The 16,652-nt window shown below is 55.4% G+C and carries 10 protein-coding genes; 3 read left to right on the forward strand and 7 right to left on the reverse strand.

Annotated features, from left to right (window positions below; translation table 11 throughout):
* Positions 1 to 32: 32 nt before the first annotated feature.
* Positions 33 to 6,479: a gliding motility-associated C-terminal domain-containing protein gene (locus A3850_RS16495; RefSeq protein WP_197494081.1), complete on the reverse strand. Its 6,447-nt coding sequence runs from the start codon at positions 6,477 to 6,479 to the stop codon at positions 33 to 35.
* Positions 6,480 to 7,246: 767 nt separating this feature from the next.
* Here A3850_RS16495 and A3850_RS16500 point away from each other — a divergent pair.
* The gene (locus tag A3850_RS16500; RefSeq protein ID WP_068219015.1) at positions 7,247 to 8,179 is read left to right on the forward strand and encodes a CPBP family intramembrane glutamic endopeptidase; all 933 of its coding nucleotides are present in this window, start codon (positions 7,247 to 7,249) and stop codon (positions 8,177 to 8,179) included.
* A 101-nt stretch (positions 8,180 to 8,280) separates the two neighbouring features.
* On the opposite strand, the gene A3850_RS16505 is transcribed toward A3850_RS16500, so the two are convergent.
* Together A3850_RS16505 and A3850_RS16510 are read right to left on the reverse strand one after the other, a co-directional pair.
* A complete protein-coding gene (locus A3850_RS16505) occupies positions 8,281 to 9,480 on the reverse strand; it encodes a GlmU family protein (RefSeq protein WP_068219018.1) in 1,200 nt (399 codons plus the stop codon).
* Between the two features lie 217 nt (positions 9,481 to 9,697).
* Positions 9,698 to 10,006 carry a type B 50S ribosomal protein L31 gene (locus A3850_RS16510; RefSeq protein WP_068219023.1) on the reverse strand — a complete coding sequence of 103 codons (309 nt, stop codon included), beginning with the start codon at positions 10,004 to 10,006 and terminating at the stop codon, positions 9,698 to 9,700.
* A 199-nt stretch (positions 10,007 to 10,205) separates the two neighbouring features.
* Here A3850_RS16510 and A3850_RS16515 point away from each other — a divergent pair, with 199 nt between their 5' ends.
* Positions 10,206 to 11,198 carry a TraB/GumN family protein gene (locus tag A3850_RS16515; protein WP_082921878.1) on the forward strand — a complete coding sequence of 331 codons (993 nt, stop codon included), beginning with the start codon at positions 10,206 to 10,208 and terminating at the stop codon, positions 11,196 to 11,198.
* Between the two features lie 8 nt (positions 11,199 to 11,206).
* Here the strand turns inward: A3850_RS16515 and A3850_RS16520 are convergent, their stop codons facing one another.
* Positions 11,207 to 13,369: a cation-translocating P-type ATPase gene (locus A3850_RS16520; RefSeq protein ID WP_068219028.1), complete on the reverse strand. Its 2,163-nt coding sequence runs from the start codon at positions 13,367 to 13,369 to the stop codon at positions 11,207 to 11,209.
* A 169-nt stretch (positions 13,370 to 13,538) separates the two neighbouring features.
* Between A3850_RS16520 and A3850_RS16525 the strand changes: the two genes are divergently transcribed.
* A complete protein-coding gene (locus tag A3850_RS16525) occupies positions 13,539 to 14,369 on the forward strand; it encodes a hypothetical protein (RefSeq protein WP_068219031.1) in 831 nt (276 codons plus the stop codon).
* 57 nt (positions 14,370 to 14,426) lie between these two features.
* Here A3850_RS16525 and A3850_RS16530 read toward each other — a convergent pair whose 3' ends face one another.
* The 3 genes from A3850_RS16530 to ctlX form a co-directional block, all read right to left on the reverse strand.
* Positions 14,427 to 14,972, reverse strand: coding sequence for an RDD family protein (locus A3850_RS16530; protein WP_068219034.1), 546 nt, complete (start codon positions 14,970 to 14,972; stop codon positions 14,427 to 14,429).
* A gap of 16 nt (positions 14,973 to 14,988) precedes the next feature.
* Positions 14,989 to 15,585, reverse strand: coding sequence for an RDD family protein (locus tag A3850_RS16535; RefSeq protein ID WP_068219037.1), 597 nt, complete (start codon positions 15,583 to 15,585; stop codon positions 14,989 to 14,991).
* Positions 15,586 to 15,700: 115 nt separating this feature from the next.
* Complete coding sequence (ctlX, locus tag A3850_RS16540) at positions 15,701 to 16,627, reverse strand: citrulline utilization hydrolase CtlX (protein ID WP_068219040.1); 927 nt, start codon at positions 16,625 to 16,627, stop codon at positions 15,701 to 15,703.
* Between the last annotated feature and the right edge of the window lie 25 nt (positions 16,628 to 16,652).

Consider the following 16,652-nt stretch of genomic DNA (forward strand, 5'->3'; position numbering starts at 1 on the left):
CTGCGATAAACTACTTACGGTTCGAAATTGCTTTAACGCATCAGAACGAAGTCGCCCTTATAGACTACTGATTCTCCATCGGAGAAATTGACGCGAGCGGTATACACCAGCACCTGTGGATTCATGTATACGCCGTTGTGGCGTCCATCCCACCCAAAGTTGGGGTCGTTCGGTGGGAAACGGCCTTCAAAGTCACCAATTCCTTCAATGGAGTTGCTGGAGTAGACCAATTCTCCCCAGCGCGTATAGATCTCGAAGTCCTGGATGGAGGTGATGAGATCAGCATCCGCGTTGATGAAGTAGATATCATTATTACCATCGCCATTCGGGCTGAAAGCAGAGGGGAAGTAGACCGGGCGCACTTTCCTGACGATCAACATCTGGTTATCCGTCGCGCGGCAGCCCAACTCATCTACTACCGTTACCGAGATCATGCGCGTTTCGTCCGCAATAAACTCGATGCCGCTGTTACCTTCCGTAGTGGTCTTCAGGCTATCGGGTTGCCAAAGTAGCGTATCGATTACGTTCCCACCGTTGATGGTAGCCGTGATGAATACCTGGTCCCCAAAATTCACTTCGGAAGAATCACCGGGGAAGCGCAGGGAGATGGTCAATTCCTCCGGCTCATCCAGGTCAATGATCAGGTCGCTGAAGCAGCCTTTTGCATCCGTTACCCGGATGGTGTACTCGTCCGGCGCCAACCCGTTGAACAGGGTCGATTCACCCCGTGGCTCACCGTTGAGGGTGTAACTGTAAGGGGCGAGACCACCATTTACGGCCGTCACCAGGATGGCACCATCATCGTTGGCAAAACAGGTGATGTTGCTGATCTCTACTTCGAGGGTCGGCGCTTCTACGTCTACTGTTACCAGGACGCTGTCGCGGTTGATACAGCCAGCGCTATTAGATACCTCCAGGTAGTAAACGCCCGGCTGGCTAACGTCAATCATCGGCTGGTCGGCATCGACGATCATTGCGTCGGGGTTATTGCTCGTCCACTCATAGGCGAAGCCGGGGCCGTTTTCACTGCCGCTGCCGTCCAGGGTCACCATCCCCATCTGGCAGGTAAGGGTTTGGTCGGGTCCGGCCTCTACTACCGGGTCGGCCAGCAAGGTGAGGCTCACTTCTGCTACGTCAACCGGGCAGCTGTTACCACCTACCGTGTAGCTAAATACATAATTCCCCGCGGCAAGATTACCCCGCGAAAGCGTGCCAGTCACGGCGTCCAGACTGCTGGAGGGCACGTCGCCAGTCACGGCTGCCCAGGTACCGCCGGCATCCGCATTCATGAGACGCGTGCTCAATTCGATGGGGCTGGGGTCGCCGACACAGAGTTCAAAGTTACCACCAACGGGGTCACCGGCAGTGCTGGATTCCTGAGCGGTGATGACCACCGAAGCAAAGTCCGTACAGCCATTCAGTTCCGTAGAAATGGTGACCGTGTACTCACCGAGGGAGGGGAAGGTTACGACGTATTCTCCGGGTGCCACTTGTGTTCCCGTACCGCCGCCGAAGTCTGGAGTCACTACGGCCGAACCGGGTGCATCGTTCATCGTAATCCTGACTTCACCGTCGGCACAAACGACCAATTCAGAAGCGGAGAACGCTGCGGCGGGCGTCGCGAAGACGTTCATGACCATCGTGTTGTCATAGCTACACAGCACTTCCTGAACGTAGCCGACGGTAAGCGTATGGCTACCCACGCCAGCTGCGACGGGGTCAAAGCTGAAGGTGCCATCACCGTTATCTACTACTCCGTCTCCTGACCAGGTTGTAGTCCCAGTGCCATCGTCTCCGGAGATCGTCACGTTGAGGGCAACGGCCATTACGTCATCATCACAAAAATCAGTTTGCGCTGCCGCAGGTGCCAGGGAAATGGTCGGGCACTCCCGGGCGGAACAGGTAGCTTCAGCCGCAGGGCTGGTATTACAGTCCGTACCAGACCGTACGCTAATTACTGAGATGGTAACCGTTTCTCCACGCTCAAGCCCACTGACTTCGAAGAAAGGATCGGTCTGTACGGGCCCAAGTGGTCCGCCGTTGACGCTCACCTGGTAACCTTCGGAGGCCGCCCCTACGAGGGGCCACTCAAAGCGAACGCCGTCGAGGTCCTGCCGCACACAAGTTGGTACCGGAGCGTCCAGGGTGGGCGTTACGTCGATTACGAAGGAATCTTCATTGGAACAAGCCCCCGTTGCGGTTAGGCGGACGGTCTTGGAGCCGGGCGTATCCCAGCTTACTTCGTATTGCTCGTTACCCAGGGCAGTAGGTGTTCCACCATCCCAATCCCATACGTAGGTAGTGAGCGGATTGACGACGACGTCGAGGCCAACACTGATGGTCGTACCGGCGCAGACGGTAGGTGGAGTGGTTGAGATGACCGCTTCGGGTGGAGGAAGCAAGGTAAAGACCACGCTATCCCGCGTATCACAGATGGAAGGCCCATCGTAATCCACGAAGATGGTATAAATTCCTTGGGCCAAGCCAGCAGGATCAAAGATTTCGGAGCCGGGCGTACCCGTGACCCCCGCGCCGGACCAAACAATGGTCCCCATGAGCGGGCTACCGTCGTCCAGTGCAGCGGATAGTGATACTGCGGCTTCGGTGCCATCCAGACAGATGCCGGTATCTGGCGTAAGGGCGTCGATAGCGTTCGGCGGGCAGTCCATGGTCGTACACATTGCCGTAGCGGCGGGGCCGTTACCACAAGGGCCAGTCCCCTGAGCGATGACGGTGAGTTCCGCGCTTTCACCCGGTAGTAAGTTACTGATGGTGTAGGTCCGTTCCCCAAGTGGGAGTGTTTCCATTACGCCCGAGGGGGAGGATATAACCCATCCCTCCGCACCCGCGACAGCGCCCCATTCGAAGGTGACGGTGGTGAGGGTAGCCGCAGCGTCGTTGCAGGTGATGACCGGTGCTGCGAGGGAATCGAACACCGTAACCGGAAGCGTTTCTTCCAGACTCTCACAACCACTGATGTTGCTAACGACTGATCCAGTGATCGTTTTATTTCCGGAAGTAGCCCAGGCAACCCGGTAGACATTATCGTCGGGGTTGCCATCATCGATGACGGTGCCGCCGTCAAAATCGAGGGTAATATCATCGTTAGCTACCAGGTTGGTGGAACCAACGGTGATGGTGACTTCCCCGTTAACGCAGACTTCATCAGCGCCAATGATGAACACGGAAGGCCGTTCGTAGACAATGATGTCGAAAGTGGTGCTGTAAGGGCAGGGACCTTCTTCGACGTAGTCCAAAGTGATCGTATGCGTTGTTCCTGCTTCGCTACCACCGGCGGCAGCAGCATCGAAAGTAGTACCCATCACGCCGGGGCCGGAGAAAGAAAGCGTGGACATAATCCCGCTTCCACCTTCGACGGTGATGCCGGAAAGGTCAATCGTTTCGTCGCCGTTAAGGAGACAGATGTTGTCAACCAGCCCGTTGTAGTTCGCAACTAGATTGGGGCAGAGCGCCGCAAAACAAGACTGTGTGCTGGCTTCTCCATCACCGCAGATACCAGTGCCCAGGGCACGGATGGTAATGACGACTTCCTGGTTTTCCGTAAGGCCGGAGAGGCCATAATTCGTGTCCGTGATGGTAAACGGAGCGCCGCCGTCGATCGTCACTTCGTAGCCGGAAGCTCCGGCCTGAGCGTCCCATTCAAAATTGACGCTGAGCACGCCAGCCGGGCCACAGGTGATGACCGGTGGAGTAAGGGGTGCAATGACTTCAATTCCACCCGCCGCATCTACGTTGCCACAGACGGGATCTACCAGCACCAGGTTTACATCCTGGAACCCTGCATCCGTATCGAACTGAGCGGTGATGGGGCCGGCAGTGGTAATATCTCCGCTAATGACGGTAACCCCGGCGGGGAACTGCCACTCAAACGTAAGGCCCGTCGCATCGGCCACGTACTCAAACGATGCCTCACCGCCCTGACAAACCTGGGGAGCGCTGACCACGAAATCTCTTTCGGGCGGCGCAACCACGTCCAGTACGACCGTACGGTCAAACGTACACACACCCGCGAAAGAGACGTGATTAGCTACAATGGTATAGGTACCCGTGCGGACGCCAGCGGCCAATGGGGGCAGGCTGATGGTCGTTGTACCGGAAGGATCGGCGGGGAGGCTATCCAGGCCAAGTTCCGGGCTGGTGAGGAAAATGTCCCCATCCTCCATTGCGGTGATGGTGAAGTCATACTCCTGCGGGTCATCCAACAAACAGATCGGCGCGGGCTGGGTGAACTGCCAGCCGGGGCTGAAACAGTTCAGCACCTCACAGGTCTGACTATTCTCCGGGCCAAAACAGGTTTCCGCACCGGCAATGATCTTCGGAATTACCCGCATAGTCACAATTTGCCCGGGTGTAGTCGGCGCGACGGTGTAGCTCGTAGCCATGTAGTCGAGATCAACCAAGACCTCGGGATCGGTTCCAATAGTGTAGTAGACCTCGAATTGGGTTTGGCCCACGTCACTCCAGGTGAAGGTGATGCTGGACACGTCGGAATCATCACAATCACCAAAAACCACCGGTGGAAGGTCGGAGACGACATTCACGTCGACGGCGTTGGTCACGGTGGTACAGCCGTTGGCATCGGTGACAGTCACTTGGATACCGGAAGTAACCGGGGAGGAACCATCAAACGTCTGGCGGTCGGCGGTAACGGAAGCGTCGTTGCTCCACTGGTAGGTAAAGGGCGCCATCCCTGCCGATTCGTTAACGACGAGTTCGACGGAACCCGTGTTACAGATGGTGGGGTTGGGGGGGGTGATCATCGCCACCGGATCTTCGCCAATGGTATACGTGACGATGGTCGTGCTCTGGCAACCCTGGGGAGAGCGGATAAAGAGCTCTACATCGATGTTGCCAGGCGTCATATTCTGAGCGCCGGGGATGGAATAGGTAGCCGTGTTATTCGCGACGCTACCGGCCCAACGGAATTGGGTGCCGATGGGGAAAGCGCTTCCGTCCTGCATAGTCGCACTGAGGGTAATATCGTCACCGGTACAAATAACACTATCCGCGGTGTAGGCGATAAGTGGATCCGGAAGTTGGAAGACGGAGATATCAATATCAACTGGTCCCGGGCAGGTAGCTCCGAGGGATTCGAAGGAGATGGTGGTGATGGGGCTCGCCCAGTCTGCACCAACTTCAATATTCAGGTTAGCGCCATTTTCGCCGGGGATAGGTACGCCATCGCGGTACCAAACAGAGGGGCCTGCGCCACCACTGCTGAGGATGAACAGGTCGTCGCCTACACACAGCGTTGGGTCAATTACGTTCAATGTTGGTTCGGGGGAGTATTCAACGTCGATGGTCGCGGAATTGTCCGTAGGGCAACCATCCACGGTAGCCGTGACAATGTAGGTGCCTTCGTCTGCGGGGTCATTCGTTTGTACGGTAGCATCGTTACTGACCAGCATGAAGCCATTCGGCCCGGTCCAGGTGTATTCGATAACGGAGGTACCGGGGATGGCGCTTCCGTCGCCGGCGAGTACTTCCGCAGTTAAGTTAATGGCGCCATCAGAGGGGCAGGTTTCTTCAAATTCAGCCGTGATCTCGGGGTATTCTCCGGGCTCGATGGTGAATTCTACGTTGAGAGGGCAGCCGGTGCCGAGATTAATGGTCTCCGCGATATAGCTGCCAGCGTCCAGGTCAGTGAAGGTTTGTGGACCAACGCAATCAACACAGCGGGTGACGAGGTCGCCGCCGGCCGTACGGATGGTAACGTTGTAGGCTTGAGTGCCGCCGTTACCACCGTCGGGGCTAATGATTACGGAGCCGTCGGCAAAGTCGGGGCAGGTTTGGGGGGTGGGATCAGCCAGCGGATCGTCATCGTCACAGATGACAACTTCGCCGATACTACAGTATTCAAATTCTTCGGCGCAAACTCGGTTCCGCCAAGATCCGCTGGCTCCGTCTGAGAATACTTTTACACAAATACCCAAGTCCTCTCCAGCGAAGGTGTCATCGCAGTCTTTAACGGTAATGTTCCAGCAGAAGGTAGTAGAACCTGGTCTGGTGGTACAACCAGGGCCTCCGTCACCGTAGTTATCACCGGGGTCGTTGCTGTTATTAGTGTTACAACCTCCACCACCGTTCGTGCCGGCTCCTGACTCATAGGCGAAGCCGCGTTCAAAAAACTCCCCGGTAAAACATCCGGTCCAACCATCAGGGTACCAGCCCCAGGAACCGTTGCCATTGCACGAGCCTGGAATTACGGTTGGAACGATAGAACTGACGTCCCATCCAGGTCCGAAATCCATCGTAATGGAGTGCAGCCATTCAACACTACCACCCTGGTTACCAACGTAGCGATCGAGCGTGAAACAAGCATTGACGGTGGCTCCACATGCGTAAGTAGATGCCTCATTTCTAGGATTGAGAGCAACATCACCATCATCCTGACGGAGGCACAAGCCACACCGAGCTTCGGAGGTGACTCGAATATCGAAATCACTTTCAGCGGGCACACGGTTATTGGCTGGCCCGGTGTATCCTGCAACTAGTACATAAACGGTTTGCCCAATGTCAGCGAAAGCAAGAAAAGAGCCTTGCCCAGCATCAAAAATTGTACAACCACGGAGCTGCAAATCACACTCCGTACCGGTGTAATAATTAACCAGTAGTTGATCAAAGTCGGTGTTTGAAATTTGAACAGTATTAGTGTTACCGGCTGAGATAAAACTAAACCAAGTGTCCGCGGAGTTAGGCAGATCAGGTTCGTCCTCCCCACATCTTGGGAATAGCGCGGTTGGCGTTCCACCAATAGTTGTGCTGGACCCAGTTACTATTTGTTCACCCTGTGCGGAAGGGCTGCCACCAATACAGGTAATGTTAGTGATGGCAAACGGATCCAACTCTAGAGAGCCGTCACACTCGTCCACGGCAGGCTGTGCAAAGACCGTGGTGGGGGCGAGAATGTATATGGACAAAAGCGCTACGAAGTAAAATAGCTTCATTCAGTGAGCGGATGGCAAGCAAGGCGAACGAGATTTCAAAAGTCAATTAGTGATAGGCGTCCCGTGGTGGTGAAGGACAAATTGAGCGACACACTTTTTCCGGCGGCAAATTGTTAGAAATCAGATTGAATTTGCGAAAGCGAAAAACCGAAGAAGAGTGAGACAGTTCTGAACGTAACGATGCTTGAAGTTAAAGATTTGGCCGAAGTGTACACCAACGGCCATTATTAGGCCGCAAAATAAGCGTTTACTTTGCATTTATCCTTACAAACCCCCTTATGACGAATGTTAAGCCCCGTAGTAAGACAGCTACACGACTCTTAGTAGCCACGTTGATCAGCCTGGTAATTCTATTCATCGCCGGCCAGGTGATTTTCACCGGGATCCTGCTGGCCAGCGGATTTGAAATCCAATCGTTGCTCACGGGTGAGTTTGACCTGGACGCCGGGCAACGACAGGCACTACGCCTCGGGCTCTTCCTGAATAATCTACTCTTGTTTGCCGGGGCCGCCATTGCGGGGCTTTGGTACGTGTACCGGCAAAATTGGCAGCGGTCCGTTTATCTAGACCGTGGACCGGTGAAGGGCAGTCTGGGACCAGCAATTCTCCTCTTCGTGGTGAGCCTTCCCGTCGTTGCCTACTCTGCCTACGTCAATCTACAGGTCCCCCTTCCCGAATGGGCGAGCCAGAGTGAAGCTGCTACCGACCAGTTGTTGGTCCAGATGCTTACAATGGAATCGATCCCAGAACTGCTGCTGGCCGTTCTGACCATTGGAGTGGTGGCCGGACTGGGGGAAGAACTGTTGCTGCGGGGAACCTTCCAGAAGCGCATTCTTGGTGGCTACCTCCGCAGTCATCACGCGACGATCTGGCTGGCGGCGGCGATCTTCAGTGCCATGCACATCGAGTTTGCCGGCTTTCTGCCCCGGATGATCCTTGGCGCCAGTCTCGGTTACGCCTACCACTGGACGCGCTCCCTTTGGGTGCCCATCATTCTGCACACGGTATTCAACGGCATCCAGGTGATTGTTGCCTACGTTACCGGTGAGTTTGATCCGAATGCCATCACCGAAGACGTGCCCGAATGGTGGATGGGGCTCATCGGTTTAGTCCTGAGCATCTACGTTGCCTACCGGGCGGAACAACGATTTGGGGAGGAATACGACGTGGAGGAAGTGGCCGCGACCGATAGACCAGAACCGCTAGAATAAGAATACGTATCCGAAGCTGGTTGAGTAGCTAGGCTGAGTAGGCGCGATTTCAAAAAGTGATTCTTCATCCGTCGGCCGCAGTTACAAAACGGCGATTCTCACTACTCCGGCCGGTATTTTTCACTCGCATCGAAGACACGCGCGAATAGATCGCGGTCTTCATCGCTTAGTTGACGTTCGCGGCGGGCCATTACCCGTTCAGCGGTAGCCAGGGCTTTGTCGAGTCGGTACGTCCGGAAGCCGCCGGCACCGCCCCAGGAAAAGCTGGGAATGAAGGTCCGTGGGAAGCCCTCCCCGAACACATTGGCCGAGAAACCGACAACAGTACCAGTATTCATCATGCAATTGATGGCTAACTTGGAGTGGTCGCCCATCACCAATCCGTGAAACTGGAGGCCCGTTTTAGCAAAGCGCTCCGAGACGTAATCCCAAACCCGCACTTCGCCGTAATCATTCTTCAAGTTACTGGCGTTGGTGTCCGCTCCGATGTTACACCACTGGCCGATTACGGCATTCCCAAGGAAGCCGTCGTGGCCCTTATTACTGTTGCTGTGGAAGACAACGTTATTGACTTCCCCGCCAACCTTGCACTTCGGCCCAATGGTGGTATTGGAATACACTTTGGCTCCCATTTTGAGGGCGGCCCCCTCCCCTACTGAGATTGGCCCACGGAGTAGGCACCCTTCCAGGACAACGGCATCGTGACCAATGTAAACAGGGCCAGTGGTCAGGTTGAGGGTGCAGGCTTCCATGGTTACCCCTTCTTCCAGAAAGAGGTTGGATTGATCACCAATAAAGGTATTGGAGGTGGAGGGTGTAGCGGACGTTCTCCCCTCAATGAGTAAGGCAAAATCTCTACGTATCTCCTCACCATTAAAGGTAAAGATATCGGCGGGCCGGGTGAGGTGGCGGACGGGTTCGCCCTCCAGCTCAAAGGCTTCGATATTGTCAAATTCGTCACCTTCGATAAGGGCTTCTAGAGCATCACCGTTCAAACAGGTAGCAACGAGCAGGCCATTCTGTTGAAAGGCTTCCCCCGGTACTAACTGTCGCACCTGTTCGGCGAGGGCAGGTGTTGGTAGGACGGCCCCGTTGATTAACAGGTTGTGTTCGCCTTGCTCTACCGGATAGAGCTCCCGGAGGCTATCGTCGGTGAGAAAACTGCCGCTTACGCCTAGATGGTGTTCCCACTTTTCCCGAATGGTCAGGATGCCGCAGCGCAGGTCACCCACCGGGCGAGAATACGTGAGCGGGAGTAGGTGTGGGCGGACGTCAGAGTCGAAGAAGACCAGGTTTAACATACGTGTTCAAGTACTGTGAGAGACGGTAAGAAATAAATAGGAAGAATGCGGAAGCAAACGTAGCACGGTGCCCGATAGTATGGGGCTCAAGCCGAGTGTCGAGCTGATTTACGAAGCGTACCTTGAAAATCTGTCGTTCGGCTCACCCATAACATCGAAAGCCCGAAGCGAACCAATGTTCACTTCGGGCCTCCGGAAAGGAATAGAAGCAGGGGGCTTACGCCTCCTCCGTGGCGGGTGCTTCTTCCGTAGCAGCCTCTTCGCCCAATTTCTTGGCGAAGCGCGACTTACCAAATTTCTTGTTGAACTTGTCGATACGACCAGCGGTATCCACAAACTGCATCTTACCCGTAAAGAAGGGGTGAGAAGCGCTGGAGATCTCCAACTTGATGAGGGGGTACTCTTCACCTTCGAAGGTATCCGTATCACGCGTGTTGGCAGCGCTGCGGCCGAGCCAGCTTTCGTTCGCGTTGATGTCGCGGAAGATCACCGTACGGTAATTCTTGGGGTGCAGATCCTTTTTCATAGCTTTTTATTTTCGGAGCGCAAAGGTACGTACTGTTTTAGAATTAAACAACGCTTTGTGGGAAAGGTAAATCGCAAAAATCCCGCAATCATTAGCCGATTGGTCTGTCTCATGGTTTACGCTATCCCAGGCCGACAAGCGCTACTCACAACTTTACCATCTGCCACCTAGTTCTTTGGCTGAAACATTCTGCTCCTCCATGCGCCATTACCTTTCGTTGCTTTTCGCCCTCCTGTTTATTTATGGCTGCTCCCCCAAATTTACGGAGCAGACGGGATCCGCCACTGAATCACCCAAACCTGGGTCTGCATCCATCGCGCAGGTCGCTCCAAGCTTAACGGATACTACCCTACTCTGGAAGATCACCACCCCGGGGGCTGCGGCCCCCAGCTACCTCTTCGGCACCATCCACATCATTCCTGAGGCGGATTACTTCATGCCCAGTAAAGTAGTTCGAGCGCTGAACGCTACCGAAGAGGTGGTTTTCGAAATCGACCCACGGGATATGCAGGACATGTCCAAAATGTTGGGGCTAATGATGAAACTCAACATGAAGAACGGGACGAAGATCTCCGACCTCCTGAGCGACGAGGAGTACGCAACCGTGAAGTCCTACTTCCAGGAGATGGGTATCCCATTTGGCATGATGAGCCGGATGAAACCGCTTTTCCTCAGCGCAATGGTTGGCCAGGGCGGTGAAGGTGGCGGCATGCCCGGTATCGGCGGCCTCGGTGGCGGACCCTCCGGCATGAAGAGCTACGAAATGGAGTTAACGGAAATTGCCAAAGCAGCCGGCAAGGAGATCGGTGGCCTAGAAACCATGGATTTTCAAATGAGCCTCTTCGATTCCATCGCCTACGAAGACCAGGCCAGAATGCTCTACGAAGCCGTCGTTGCCGACCAAGCCTCAACTGAAACCGGTGGTGAAAACCAAATGGACCAAATGGTTGCCATGTACCGCCGCCAGGCCGTTGCTGAAATGGCCAGCATGATGAGTGAAGAAACCGCGGAAGTAAATCGCTTCGAAGAGTTGCTCCTTACGCGGCGCAACGAAAATTGGGCCCCCATCATCAAGACGGCCGCCGCGAGTGGCCCCGTATTTTACGCAGTCGGCGCCGGTCATTTAGGTGGGACCAACGGCGTCATCGCTTTGCTCAGAGGAATGGGCGTAAGTGTGGAACCCGTATTCTAAAAGTCCAACTATTTAGCTTTCCTGGATTTCAGGCGAATCGCGTTTCCAATTACGACGACGTCCGAAAAGGCCATGAAGAGAGCTGCCCACATGGGGTTCAGGAAGCCAAGTGCGGCAATTGGGATGGCCACCACATTGTAGCTGAAGGCCCAGAATAGGCTTTCCTTGATCGTTCGTAACGTCAGAGCGGAAACCTTTAATCCTTCCGTTAACAGGCTCAGGTCATCCCGTAATAACACCACCTGTGCGGCATCGAGGGCGGCGGCGGAGGCACCACCGAGAGAGATGCCAACATCTGCCCGGGCGAGGGCAGCGGCGTCGTTAATACCGTCTCCGACCATTGCGGTGGGTTGCCGTTGGCTCAGCGAAGTGACCAATTGTAATTTCTCGGCCGGCAGTTTTTCCGCTTCTACTTTCGTAATGCCGATGGCTTGCGCAACCTGATTTGCCTTGGTTTGATTATCCCCAGTGAGCAAGACGGGATCAATACCCTTTTGCTTTAACTCTCGGACCATCGCCGCGGCGCCCGGCCGGATCTCATCGCCGAGTTTTATCCCCGCCACAAACCGACCGCCGCGGGTGAAGACAATGTCCGGATCTCCAGAAACAGTCAACCCTTGACGGTGCGCCGCACCGAGGAATAGTTTTTCGCCGGAGTTCGTACGCGCCGTCAGGCCAACGCCAGGGGTTTCTTGCACATACTTTACCTGATCAGTCATCTCCGCAGCTCCCGACCTCTCTAGCTCCTCCTGCGCGTAAGATCGAATACCCACCGCGATGGGATGGCTACTCCCCTCTTCCATCGCGGCAATTTCCCGCAGAGCTTGAGCCCGGTCCTGTGCCGGAGCCACGGTGAAGTCGGTTACGGTCAATTCGCCCGTCGTAAGCGTTCCAGTTTTGTCGAAGACCATTTGTTGGACGCCGGCCAGTCGCTCAACAGTGCTTCCGCCTCGGATCAGAATACCCATACGGGCTAAACGCCCTACTCCAACCATTACGGCGGTCGGGGTAGCCAATCCCATTGCGCAGGGGCAGGAAATCAATAGGACTGCGATGGCATTCATCACCGCCTGGGTGAAGGTGGCGTAGCCCGTCAACCACCCCACGAGCCACGTCAGCAGGGCAATCGCGATGACGACGGGTACAAAAATGGCACTGATCTTATCCGCCAGTCGCTGCAGGTCAGGTTTGTCCGCTTGGGCGGTTTTGACCAGATCGATTATCCGCGATAGGGTTCCGTCCCGGTAGCCAGCGGTTACTTCGTAAGTGCCCTGGCCCGACGTAACGAGGGAACCACCGAGAAGGCGCTCCCCTACCCCTTTTTCTACGGGGAGACTCTCGCCGGTGAGCATCGCTTCGTTTGTGGAAAGGTGGCCCGTTAGGAGATGGCCATCCAGGGGAATGCGGTCACCCGTATTGATGCGGAGCCGGTTGCCCACTTTCACTTCTTCGATGGGTAGCCTGACCGTGGTGCCACTTGGCATAATCAGGCTGGCGGATTCTTCCTGAAGGTCAGTCAGGGCGGCGATCGAGGTGGTCGTCTTTTCGACGGCGCGCGCTTCCAACCAATTACCTACCAATACTAAAGTGATAATTGTGGCCGCCGTTTCGAAGAAGTAGTATTGAGGGTCATCCCAGATAAAACCTACCATCGAATAGATGAATGCCGCCGTTGATCCGAGGAAGATCAGTACGTCCATGTTGAGCATCCGCTCCCGTAGTCCAGCCAGGGCGCTGCGGCCAAAGTGCAGTCCACCGATTGCGTAGACGGGTCCGGCCAAGGCTAGCTGTAGCCACTTGTTGTGCATCAGCCCTACCTCCACGCCGAAGGTCATCAGTAAATGAGCGATCAGTAGCGGTGCGGTGAGTACCGCGCAAAATAGCAGACGACGGCGGGCCACGGCGGAGTGGTCGTGCGCGTCGCCGTGGTCGAAAGAACTACCGGATTCAGGTTCGTCCACCACCGTGAAGCCCAGTCTTTTGATACCGGCGCGCACGCCTTCCGGGTCCAAGGTCTCGTCATCCCTACGGAAGCGGACTTCGCGGGTTTGAAAGTTGACGAAGACGTCCTCCAAGCCCTTTCGCTCGAGGAAACGGGTGATGGATTGGGCGCAGTTGTTGCAGTCCATTCCCTCTACCCGAAGCGTCGTGATGCCTTTAGAATCCACCATAGTTAGCTTACTTCGGTAATCTTTCGGTTCAATTCGTCAACACCAACGGCGCAATATTAGTTAAGGTGCTGTATTTAATTTGGGCGAGTCTTTCTGTTTCTGGGGAGGCCGATCCAATATCCTTGCACCCGCGGCAGCGCCCGCAAATTAATCAGCAAAACTACCCACTATGAAAGTTAGTCACCTACTCTTACTCGCCGGCCTTTCCGCCGCTACCCTAGCCTGTGGCAACCGGAACGACGCCATGGACAACGTCACCGAAAACGCCAACAAACTGGACCCCAGTGAAGCAATGGCCAACATGGAGCCTCAGACAAGCGGCGATATTACCCTCACCCCAATGCCAGCTACCAAAGATTTTCCGGATGCGGCCATCACCGACTGGACGTACAGTGGCGGCAAGTTCAACTACGCCGCTACCGGCTACGAATTTGGTGTGCAGACGGACGACGCCGGGCAGATCATGTGCGCCAACTCCGTGAAGGGGCAGCACGCTCACCTGATCATCGACAACGAACCCTACATCGCCAAATACACGCCGGAGTTTGAGCAGGAGGTTGCCGATGGCAACCATTACATCCTCTCCTTCCTCAGCCGTTCCTACCACGAATCGATCAAGACCGAGGCCGCCCACCGCGCGGTGCGTACGGACGTTAAGAATGGTGCTTTCGTAAACCCAACGGACATTACCGAGCCCATGCTTTTCTACAGCCGGCCCAAGGGTAAGTACGTGGGTGAGAACGATACGAAGAACATCATGCTGGATTTCTACCCCCTCAACGTTGAGCTGAGTGAAGGCGGCTACCACGTGAAGGCGACCGTAAATGGTAAGGCTGAATTTGACATCACCAGCTGGCAACCCTACTTCCTGTCGGGCCTGCCGATGGGCGAGAATACCGTGGAGTTGACCCTGATGAAAGGAAGCGAAATGGTGAAAGCACCGCTTAACCCGGTTACCCGCACTTTCACGCTGGAGGCGCTTCCGACGGAGAGCAAGTAAGCTTATTTGACCACGACTGAAAAAGCCGCAAGCGAACGATCGCTTGCGGCTTTTTCTTTATCCCTGCACTGGGGTACGTTGAATGACGATCGTTTTCGCCAGCTTATCGTGCAGCGCCTGCCGCCAGGGGTCGGCGATGAGCCAGGCGGCAGAGAAGATGGGGATGTTACTGATCACCTGAATCACCCAACTATCGCTAAGGGGGCTATTCTGCGCCAGGTCCAGGTAACCGTAAATGTCGGATACCTCCGCAAAATCTGCGCTTTGGTACTGCCGGGTGATCACGAAGATGGCTGCGAACATACCCAGGGCCCAGGGCAGATAGCGCATGAGGCTCTGGTTGAGATCCATTCGTTGGCCGGTGACGCTATCCACGACGACCAGTTTTTGGGCCATCTTTCCCAACGTTGCGCCGTAGCGCCATTCCATGATGGGTTTGTAGGCGCCTTCCAGCACGGTGACGGCCAGGCAGGCGTAGAGGCTCCGCGCGTAGATTAGCAGGTACAGCGCCAGGGCAGTAAATAGCCCGAGCACGAGCGCATCAATGATATAGGCCAGCCAGCGTTGCAGGTAGGATGCCGGAGTGACGTTCGATAATTCCACGCCACGAAGATACCGCTTACAGCGGCTTTACTTCGGGGTTTTTGTAGACTACGTAAGTCTCCGCGAGGAGGTCGTGCGCGGACTGCTTCTGCTTATTTCCGAGCATAACTAGGGCAGAAATCAGGGGCAACCAACCGGCCACCTGCTGAATGATCTGACTCAATGTACTACCGTTCTCGGCCTGGTATTCCGCGACGATCAATCCGAACTCCGTAAAACCGTCCGCATCCTCGAGCCCGGGGATCTGGAATACTTGATAAGTGAAGTAGATATTGAGTAGGCTACCCAAGATCCAGGGCGCGGCGCGGGTCACGGCTTGCACCATGGTAATGGGTTCGTTCTCTTTCGCCACCACTTTGATCTTGGTGGCCATCTTACCTACCGTAGCGCCGAAGTAGCCCTCCATTAAAGGCTTGTACAGCATGGACAGCACGCTCACCGCGACGAACAGGTTGAAGTTCGGGGAGAATATCGTGAAGTAGGTAATGCCACCAACCAGCGGGAGCATGACGAGGAAATCGATGATCGCGGAGCCAAGGCGCACGCCAAAGCCGGCAAACCGAACGGGTGCCTCAATTCGGGTGGCACCAGCATCTAAAGTATCAACGGTCATAGTTCGTGTTGTTTAGGGTGTACGTTTAGTTGTTACTGCTCGCAATTTAACTCAGGCGCTGCCGCAGGTGCAAAGTTTAGGGACCGAAGGGGAATTTTCTTCGATGAATGTAAGATTATTTAGGCGCAAGAAAGATCTCTGAGATCATACACCGGGCTGAACCACCGCCGTACTGCTCGATGGTAGGTAGTGGGACGTGCAGCAACGGGCTTCCCAATAATTCCACCTGAGCGGGGTCTAAACTGTTGAAGGCAGCGCTGGACATCACCCACAGCGGACCAGCTTCGCGGCGTAGTTCCAGCATATTGCCTCCGAATTGGTCCATCTGGTCCTGGCTGATGCCCATCAGGCGCCGGCCACTGAGGGCAAGGCTTTCGGTGAGTTTCGATTTTTCCGCCGGGTCGGCGACGCTGTCAAAACAGGCTACGGCTACCTCAGTACCAATGGCCAGCATCACATTGGTGTGGTAAATGGGGGTACCGCGTTGGTCGACGGCGTGAAAGGTAATCGGGGCGTAATCCATCGCCGCGCACCAATCCTGAATGGCCTGCTTGGTCGCCCGCTCGGAATAACAGCAGTAGGCGACCCGGTTCTTGCGGTCCAGGACGAGGCTACCCGTCCCCTCCAGGAAGCGGCCGGCACTTTCCCAGTGGGCTAAGTCCAACGTGCGGTTCACCCGGAATTTTTGATCGATCAGTTCAAAGATGGCCTCCCGACGCTCAATCCGCCGCTGGGGCCAGAACATGGGGTAGGTGACCAATAAGCCGTCGCCGTGGGTACTGAACCAGTTGTTCGGGAAGGCGGAGTCGGGAGTCACCACGCTTGGGTCATCCTCCACTACGGTCACGTTGATGCCGGCCTCACGAAGCAGGTGGACGTAATGGTCGAATTCTCCCTTCGCCTTTTCAGCGATCTCATACTGCAGTTCCGGTGGGGCGGCTTCCTGAAAGGCGTTATCGAAGTGTGTCGGGCTACCCATCGCGAAATGGTGGGGCCGGACCATCAAAACGTGGTTGGTCGTTTGGGCGTGATCGCTGTTCATCGGTACAATTTGGTTCGGGCTGGTT

The organism is Lewinella sp. 4G2 (assembly GCF_001625015.1).
Lineage (GTDB): Bacteria > Bacteroidota > Bacteroidia > Chitinophagales > Saprospiraceae > Neolewinella.